Source organism: Streptomyces sp. rh34 (assembly GCF_002551245.1).
In the GTDB taxonomy this organism is placed as follows: Bacteria; Actinomycetota; Actinomycetes; order Streptomycetales; family Streptomycetaceae; genus Streptomyces.
On sequence record NZ_NTGZ01000016.1, the window covers coordinates 46,105 to 52,651 of the forward strand.

Annotated in this window: 15 protein-coding genes; 11 read left to right on the plus strand and 4 right to left on the minus strand. The window is 72.5% G+C overall.

Annotated elements, in window-relative coordinates; translation table 11 throughout:
• The first annotated feature begins 5 nt into the window (after positions 1 to 5).
• The 9 genes from CR470_RS06075 to CR470_RS39430 all read left to right on the plus strand — a co-directional run bounded on the left by CR470_RS06075 (position 6) and on the right by CR470_RS39430 (position 3,361).
• The gene (locus CR470_RS06075; RefSeq protein WP_097866545.1) at positions 6 to 812 is read left to right on the plus strand and encodes a hypothetical protein; all 807 of its coding nucleotides are present in this window, start codon (positions 6 to 8) and stop codon (positions 810 to 812) included.
• Positions 809 to 1,072, plus strand: coding sequence for a hypothetical protein (locus CR470_RS06080; RefSeq protein WP_097866546.1), 264 nt, complete (start codon positions 809 to 811; stop codon positions 1,070 to 1,072). The genes CR470_RS06075 and CR470_RS06080 overlap by 4 nt, the downstream gene beginning before the upstream one ends.
• 26 nt (positions 1,073 to 1,098) lie before the next feature.
• Entirely contained in the window at positions 1,099 to 1,629 is a 531-nt protein-coding gene (locus CR470_RS06085) for a hypothetical protein (RefSeq protein WP_097866547.1), read from the plus strand.
• Positions 1,630 to 1,693: 64 nt separating this feature from the next.
• Positions 1,694 to 1,834 carry a hypothetical protein gene (locus CR470_RS39425; protein ID WP_179892160.1) on the plus strand — a complete coding sequence of 47 codons (141 nt, stop codon included), beginning with the start codon at positions 1,694 to 1,696 and terminating at the stop codon, positions 1,832 to 1,834.
• Positions 1,831 to 2,040, plus strand: coding sequence for a hypothetical protein (locus tag CR470_RS06090; protein WP_097866548.1), 210 nt, complete (start codon positions 1,831 to 1,833; stop codon positions 2,038 to 2,040). The genes CR470_RS39425 and CR470_RS06090 overlap by 4 nt, the downstream gene beginning before the upstream one ends.
• Positions 2,037 to 2,540 carry a hypothetical protein gene (locus tag CR470_RS06095; RefSeq protein ID WP_097866549.1) on the plus strand — a complete coding sequence of 168 codons (504 nt, stop codon included), beginning with the start codon at positions 2,037 to 2,039 and terminating at the stop codon, positions 2,538 to 2,540. The genes CR470_RS06090 and CR470_RS06095 overlap by 4 nt, the downstream gene beginning before the upstream one ends.
• Before the next feature lie 3 nt (positions 2,541 to 2,543).
• Positions 2,544 to 2,927: a hypothetical protein gene (locus CR470_RS06100; RefSeq protein WP_097866550.1), complete on the plus strand. Its 384-nt coding sequence runs from the start codon at positions 2,544 to 2,546 to the stop codon at positions 2,925 to 2,927.
• A 3-nt stretch (positions 2,928 to 2,930) separates the two neighbouring features.
• Entirely contained in the window at positions 2,931 to 3,110 is a 180-nt protein-coding gene (locus tag CR470_RS06105) for a hypothetical protein (RefSeq protein ID WP_097866551.1), read from the plus strand.
• A 77-nt stretch (positions 3,111 to 3,187) separates the two neighbouring features.
• Positions 3,188 to 3,361: a hypothetical protein gene (locus CR470_RS39430; protein ID WP_179892161.1), complete on the plus strand. Its 174-nt coding sequence runs from the start codon at positions 3,188 to 3,190 to the stop codon at positions 3,359 to 3,361.
• Between the two features lie 50 nt (positions 3,362 to 3,411).
• On the opposite strand, the gene CR470_RS06110 is transcribed toward CR470_RS39430, so the two are convergent.
• Genes CR470_RS06110 through CR470_RS06125 form a run of 4 tightly spaced genes read right to left on the minus strand, consistent with a single transcriptional unit; the run spans position 3,412 to position 4,837 of the window.
• Positions 3,412 to 3,954, minus strand: coding sequence for a hypothetical protein (locus CR470_RS06110; RefSeq protein ID WP_257138462.1), 543 nt, complete (start codon positions 3,952 to 3,954; stop codon positions 3,412 to 3,414).
• 22 nt (positions 3,955 to 3,976) lie between these two features.
• Positions 3,977 to 4,189, minus strand: a complete 213-nt coding sequence (locus tag CR470_RS06115; RefSeq protein WP_097866552.1) for a hypothetical protein — start codon at positions 4,187 to 4,189, stop codon at positions 3,977 to 3,979.
• A gap of 26 nt (positions 4,190 to 4,215) precedes the next feature.
• Positions 4,216 to 4,551, minus strand: coding sequence for a DUF6233 domain-containing protein (locus CR470_RS06120; RefSeq protein WP_097866553.1), 336 nt, complete (start codon positions 4,549 to 4,551; stop codon positions 4,216 to 4,218).
• Between the two features lie 10 nt (positions 4,552 to 4,561).
• Positions 4,562 to 4,837, minus strand: coding sequence for a hypothetical protein (locus CR470_RS06125; RefSeq protein ID WP_257138463.1), 276 nt, complete (start codon positions 4,835 to 4,837; stop codon positions 4,562 to 4,564).
• A 139-nt stretch (positions 4,838 to 4,976) separates the two neighbouring features.
• Here CR470_RS06125 and CR470_RS40350 point away from each other — a divergent pair, with 139 nt between their 5' ends.
• Positions 4,977 to 5,402 carry a hypothetical protein gene (locus CR470_RS40350; protein WP_257138464.1) on the plus strand — a complete coding sequence of 142 codons (426 nt, stop codon included), beginning with the start codon at positions 4,977 to 4,979 and terminating at the stop codon, positions 5,400 to 5,402.
• A 130-nt stretch (positions 5,403 to 5,532) separates the two neighbouring features.
• Positions 5,533 to 6,399 (plus strand): protein transporter Sec31, encoded by an 867-nt coding sequence (locus CR470_RS06135; RefSeq protein ID WP_097866556.1) that lies wholly within the window; start codon positions 5,533 to 5,535, stop codon positions 6,397 to 6,399.
• Positions 6,400 to 6,547 lie beyond the last annotated feature (148 nt).

A 6,547-nucleotide genomic window follows, 5' to 3' on the forward strand; every position in this document is an offset into this window, starting at 1 on the left:
CCCTGATGCCCGACACCACCCCCGCCGTCTGGTCCGACGGTGACCCGCTGATGGAGGCCGTCGCCGCCGCCGTGTGGGAGCAGTGCCGCACGGAGAACAGCATCGTCGTGGACGACCCGCGCAACATCGCGGCGGTCGCCGCCACGGTGGCCCGGCAGCTTCTCGGCACCAGCGCGGCCGAGGGCGCGGTCGTCGAGCCGGAGCCGGACACCGAACTGCGGGACCGGATCGCCGCCGCCATTCGCGCCGAGTCCTCCCGCGTCGACGACCTCGCCCTGGCCGACGCGGTCATGCCCGTGGTGACCGACCGGCTCCGCAGGAACTGGGGCGAGATGCGCGACCGCGTGGCCGAGCTGGAGACGGAGGCGCAGAGGCTGGCCGACGCCGCCCCGCCCGCGCCTGCCGACCGGGCCGCCGTACTCCGCGAGGCTGCCGAGGTGGCCGTGCGCGCGGCCAGGGCCTGCGGCGAGAGCGAGACCGGCCAGTACGCCGCCTCTGTCGCTGCGGGCATCGGCCGGGATCTCCGCCGTCTGGCCGACGAGGCTGCCGCCGGGGTGCAGCAGACCACCGAGGGCGAGACCAAGGCACCCGGCGGCGAGCTGCCCATCGTGGGCTACCGGTCCCACACCGGGAAGATCCTGCGCTGCATCGCCTGCGCCCCGAGCCCGTACCTGATTCGCACCGGCGAGTTCGTCCCGGTCGACTCCGAGGACCTGCCCGACGGGGGGTTCTGCACGTGGCACGAGTGCGGTCGCGACGTCCTGGCCACCCCGCCCGCTGCCCCTGCCGCGCCCGAGGAGCCCACACGATGACCACGCGGCCCCTGCTCTGCACCAAGTGCGGCGAACCCGTCGGCGTCGTCGAGGAAGTCAACTGCCACATCGTCTGGGACGAGGCAGTCATCGACACCACCGGCGTCGTCCGCCCCGCCGAGCAGCACATGGAGTTCTGGAAGGGCGACCCGCACCGCGCGCTCGCCGTCTGCCGCAACCCCGCCTGCCGCCACCACTGGACGCTGCGCCGAGCGTTCGAACCCACCGCACCGACCACCCCCGCCCCTGCTGCCGGGTGATCCCGGCCCACACCACGGAGACCCACATGACCGACACCACCGCCCTCCCCGCCCAGGCCGTCATCGGCCGCCGCGTCGAGTTCGCCTACTACCGCGACCAGACCACCTTCCTGCCCGGCATCATCACCGCGATCACCGACGACCCCGCGAGCCTCCGTGTCCGCCTCGACGGCAAGCGCAACAACGTGGCCTGCCGCCCCGACTACGACGGCATCCGATACCTCGACCAGGTCGTCCCCGTCCCCGCCCTGCCGATGGGGGCGTTCACGCCCACCGTCGATGACTTCGACGGGGCCACCTACGCCGGGGTCCCGGTCTGCCAGCTCGACGACGAGGACATCGTCATCCTCACCGCCGACCAGGACGCCGCCCGGGGCGCGCTCGTCGCGTACTGCAAGGCGCAGGACATTGACCCCGAGTACGCGGAAGACCCGCTGGAAGCCGCGTGGGCGCGCTTCGAGTGGCAGCCCGAGGACGCCGAGTCGGACTGGCAGGTGAGGTTCGACGCCGAGGGCTTCGACGGTGCCGTCCAGATCCACTACCTGCCCGCCGGCTGACGCCCCTGCCCCTGTGGGTGGCCGCCCCACCCGGCGGCCACCCCAACCCGGAAGGACCCACGACATGACCTGCACCACCTGCGGCGCCGAACTCGGCCCCGACTACACCACCGACATCAACGGCGTGCACTGCATCAACTGCGCCGGCCACCCCGACACCCCAGCCGACGGGCTGCGGACCTACACCACCGAGGGGGACTGGTGACCGCCGTGCTGCTCGTCACCGCCCTCGTCATCCTCACCACCGCCACCCTCACCGGACACATCGCCAACCCCCGCCAGGCGCAGCAACGGCGAGCAGCCCGCTCCGCAGAGCAGCAGGCCCGTGCCGGCACCGCCGACCACGACGCCGCCGCCCTCGCCGCCGCCATCCGCGACAGCTGGACCGACCCGACGAAGGAGCCCCGATGAGCACCGAGCTCGACCACCTCCTCGACCGGGCCGAACGCAACGTGCTCCTGCCCGGCGAAGGCGACCGGCTCCGCGAGCTCGTAGGGAAGGTGCGCGGCAACGTCGAGTTCTACGAGGCAGCCACTGCCCGCATGCGCAACCGCGCCGAAGTTGCCACCGTCCGAGCCGACCGCGCCAAGGCCCGTGTCCGCGAGCTGGAAGCCGAGGTCGCACGCCTCACCGCCGGGCAGTGCCTCGACTCCCGCGCCATGTGCGAAAAGCACCACGCCCCGCCCGTCGACGGCTGCCCGTACCCGCGGTGCAAGGCCGCGCGCAACCGCGACCAGCGCGCGCCCGTCGCGCCGGCCGAGCACTGCGGCGACCAGCCGCCGACCGTCGACGGTCTCCACAACGCCAGCCCCACCGAGTGCGTGCTGCGCCCCGGGCACCAAGGCAGCCACGCCGACCAGCACGGCATGCGGTGGTGGCTGGCCACCGAGCAGCCCACCACGGAGGCCTGACCCATGTACCTGTACCTCGTACGCACCGACCCGGTCCAGCAGATCGCCGCAGAGCCCGACACCCTCGAAGCCCTCACGGCCGCCCTGTCCCCACGCACCCAACCGCCCCAGGCCACGCCCGAAGTGATCACCTACCACGCCGCCCACGGCTTCGGCTGGCCCCTCGTCGCCGACCCGACGATCACACCCGGCGTCATTCACTGCCGGCCCACCCCGGGCGCTGCCCCACCGCTCAGCGCCACCGAGGTCATGGAGTACATGCGCGCGCTCATGCCCGCCGACCCGATCAGGGAGCAGCCGTGCGCGCTCTGCACTCACGCCCGCAGCTGGCACGACGGCCTCTGCGCCTGCGGGTGCACGAACTTCACCGACCCCACGGAGGCCTGACCCATGCATCCCACCGACCGGACCCGCACCGTCTGGCTCCACGGCAAGCCCTACTGGTGGACCGCCGAAGACGGGCGCCTCACCCTCCGGCCGGCGCACTGGCTCCTCACCGTCCCGGCCGACCCTCCCCCGGCGCCTGTGCTCGCCGACCTCGTCCAGTGGCTCTCCGCCCGACGTTTGTAGCCGTGGTTCGGAGGGATTGTCAGTGGGCCGTGCGAGGCTGGCCAGCACCCGTACAGCGCACGACGAAAGGCGCCACCGTGGAAGAAGAAGAGAAGAGCCTCAGGGCGCAGGCCCAGGACGCGATCTACACGGAGATCATCGAGAACACGAAGGAACTTGCGGAGTACCGCGGATCCGGCGGCACGGTCAAGGCTCTGAAAGAGCTGGCTGAGGCGTACGCCTGGGTGACTCAACCCGCCCAGCCTCACTGATTGCGCGACCGCGCGCCCACCCCACTCTGTGTCGGGAGGGCGCGCGGTTCTCAGGCGTTGTTGCGTGGGACCCGGAGGGACACGGGCTCGTCCTGCCCGTCCCACACCACCCGGATCACAGCCGGAACGTGGTGCGCCAGATCGCCCATCATCATGAACCGGTACCGCTCGTTCTCACCCAGCGACAGATCCGCTGGCCAGGTCGTCATCGCCGGGTATTCTTCCGCCGTCCGGATGTTCTGAGCCGGGGAAGCCCCGTGGTTGGTCAGAAGGAAGACGCTCCCGGTCTGATACTCAACCCGCAGATCGACCCGAGGCCGACCGGCCTCCTCCTCAGCGGCGCGCCGCTCCTCGGCCTCCCTGCGCTGGTCGGCCAGAGTCGCCTCGGCGACCGCCGTCGACCGCTCCGCCGCGATCCGGGAGAGCTTCGCTTCCTTCACGGACTCCTCAGCGGCGTTGGCCGATCGCCGCCCGTCTCTCTGCGCCCTGATGCTGAACACCAGGGCTATCGCCGCCAGCACGAACGCGGCCCAGGCGGGCGCGTCCCCCCACTCCCACGATGCGGCCCACGACCGCGCGTCTCGCCAGTTCATGAGCGGACCGTACCGCCGAAGCTCAGCCTGCACCCCACTCATGGGCGCGGCCGCCCCGCCACTCCACCCACGCCGGATCGTCCAGCAACAGATCCGGATCCAGCAACCCCGCGTCCGCGAGGAACACCACCAGGTCGTGATCCGAGTGGGCCAGCCCCAGGATCCGCCCCCGCACGGTGACGCGCCGGCCGCCCGTGGACGACGGCCGGTGCACGACGATCGGTGCCTGCTCCATACCCCCAGGGTGCCGCGACTCGTCGGTCACAGCAGCCCGAGGGCCGTGTCCGGCCGGCACAGCTGGCACGCCAGCCCCGTGTCCGCGGCAAGGAGACGCCGGGCCTCGTCCACTGAGATCGCCCGTACCCGCGCGCCCACCGGCTGGCAGAAGCCCTGATGCACCGCGGCCGGGCCACCGGCCGCGCCGATCCCGCCCTGCAACACCCAGTCCGGTGGCGATGCAGGAGGTAGGCGGGCCGCGCGTTCCGCAAGGCGCCGTTCCTCGGCTGCGATCCAGTCGCGGGTGCGGGCGAGGTCCCGTTCCTGGACGCGCTCCAGGAAGCGGAGCAGGTCGAGGCGCGGGACCGCCTGTTCGTTCATGCGTTCGATTCTACGAGCGAGGTGGCGACTGCTCGCCTTCGGGCCTGCCGGCCAAGTCAGTACGCTGCCCCTGCCTCGACTTCCGCCCCGCGAAATACGGGCGCGCCAGCCGATAGTCCACCGCGCTCGACCGGCCGACCGGCACCACGGGCGGGAACCCCTCGTCGGACTTCGCCAGCTGCGAGATGCGCTGATGGGTGATCTTCTCCACTACCCCATCGGTCACCAGGCGCCGGGCCAGCTCCCGGAACGACAGCATCTCGGGCCCTCCTTCGTCGTCGGCCACAGGGCACCATTCTCCCTGACTTCGTTGCCATATGGCAAGGAAGTCGCTACGGTCGTACTTGCCAACAGATCGGCCCCGGGCGGAGTTCGTACCTCTGCCCGGGGCCAGCCATCCCCCTGTGTCACCAGGAGGTATGACCGTGTCCGACCCTACCGACCGCGCCCAGGCTGAAGAAGCCCTGCGCCGCGCGGCCACCGCCGACCAGACGGCCACCGCCCCCCGCTTACTCCTCGACATCGCCGACCGGCTCACCACCATCCGGCCAGCCAGCCCGATCCTCCCCCCACGCCGCGCCGCCCTCGCCCTCCGCTACGCGACGGACGCCGCCGGGTACGACACCCCGGCCAGCCACACCCTGGAGCGGGCGCTGCTCCGGGCGATGCCGGAGATCACCCGGCCGATCACCCGCGGCGAGTACGCGCTGCTTCTCCGCAAGGCCGGGCGGGTGGCCGAGCTGCACCGGCAGGCCGCCGCCGACTACGGGCGCGGCCCCCGGCCCGCCGACGCCCGCAACGCGCTCGCTCACGCCCGCACGTCGGGCAACGCGTCCGCGCCCATCCGCTGAACCACCCGGCCGGGCGCACCCGCTGCGCCCGGCCGGCCACGCCCCCGGAGCACCCCATGCGCTTCCTGTACCTGCTCGCCTTCGTCTGGGCGGTCGCCCTCCCGACCTTCCTGATCGCGAGGGCCCTCGGATGACCCGCACCCGCACCGTCGAACGCAGCCGCCTCGTCCCGCACACCATCGACGGCACCACCCACCTCGTCCTCGACCGCTACAAGGTCGACGTCCCGCAGCCCCCGCGCGACTGGGACCGCGTTGTGCTGACCGGGGTCACCGCGGCTGCCGCCATGATCGGCGTCGCCTCGGTCCTCTGGTCGACCGCGAGCATCGGCAGCCTCCTCGACCTCGTCGTCCCCCTCACCGCCGCCGCGTACGCCGCAGCCCTCGTCTTCGACCTCGTGTGGCTGTCCTGCATGGCCCTGGAGTGGCTCGCCCGCTACGACCAGGAGCGCGCCGCTCTCCCGCGCCGCGCCGGGTACATGGCCCTCGGCATCGCCATGGGCGCGGTCGGCGCCCACGGCTGGATCTCCGGCGAGTTCGCGATCGGCTGCGTCGCCGCAACGGTGTCCGGCCTCGCGAAGGTCATGTGGACCGTCGTGCTGCGCCACCACGCCAAGCCCCTCGACAGCCACACCCAGCAGTGGGTCGACGCCGAGCGCGCGAAGGCGGGCGGCCGCCTCGCGATGGTCTCCGTCCGCCGCGAGCTCACCCGCGCCGAGCAGGCCGTCGCCGCCGAGCGGGCCGCGATCTCCGGAGCCTCCGGAGAGGCTCCGGAGAACGATCCGGAATCTCCGGAGGGCAAGGAGGAGGCTCCGGACGAGCAGCAGCAGCCGCCCGCCACTGGGCCGATGACCATTGCGGATGCCGTCCGGATGGCGCTCTCCTGCGGCATCTCGGATCCGGAGAAGGTCCTGCGCTACGTCCGCCAGGTCGCCGACGCGAACGCCAAGGAGGAGAGCGTCCTCCGGACCCTCCGGATGGAACGGAAGGCAGCATGAGCAACGGCAAGCCGATTATCCCGACGCGGATCATTCCCGGGGGAGTACCGCTCCCGTCCGGCCCGCCGCCGCTCGGCGCGGTACCCCCGTGGCGCGCCCCGGCCCCGGAAGCACCCCCGCCGCCGCCCCCGCCCGCACCGCCCGCGGT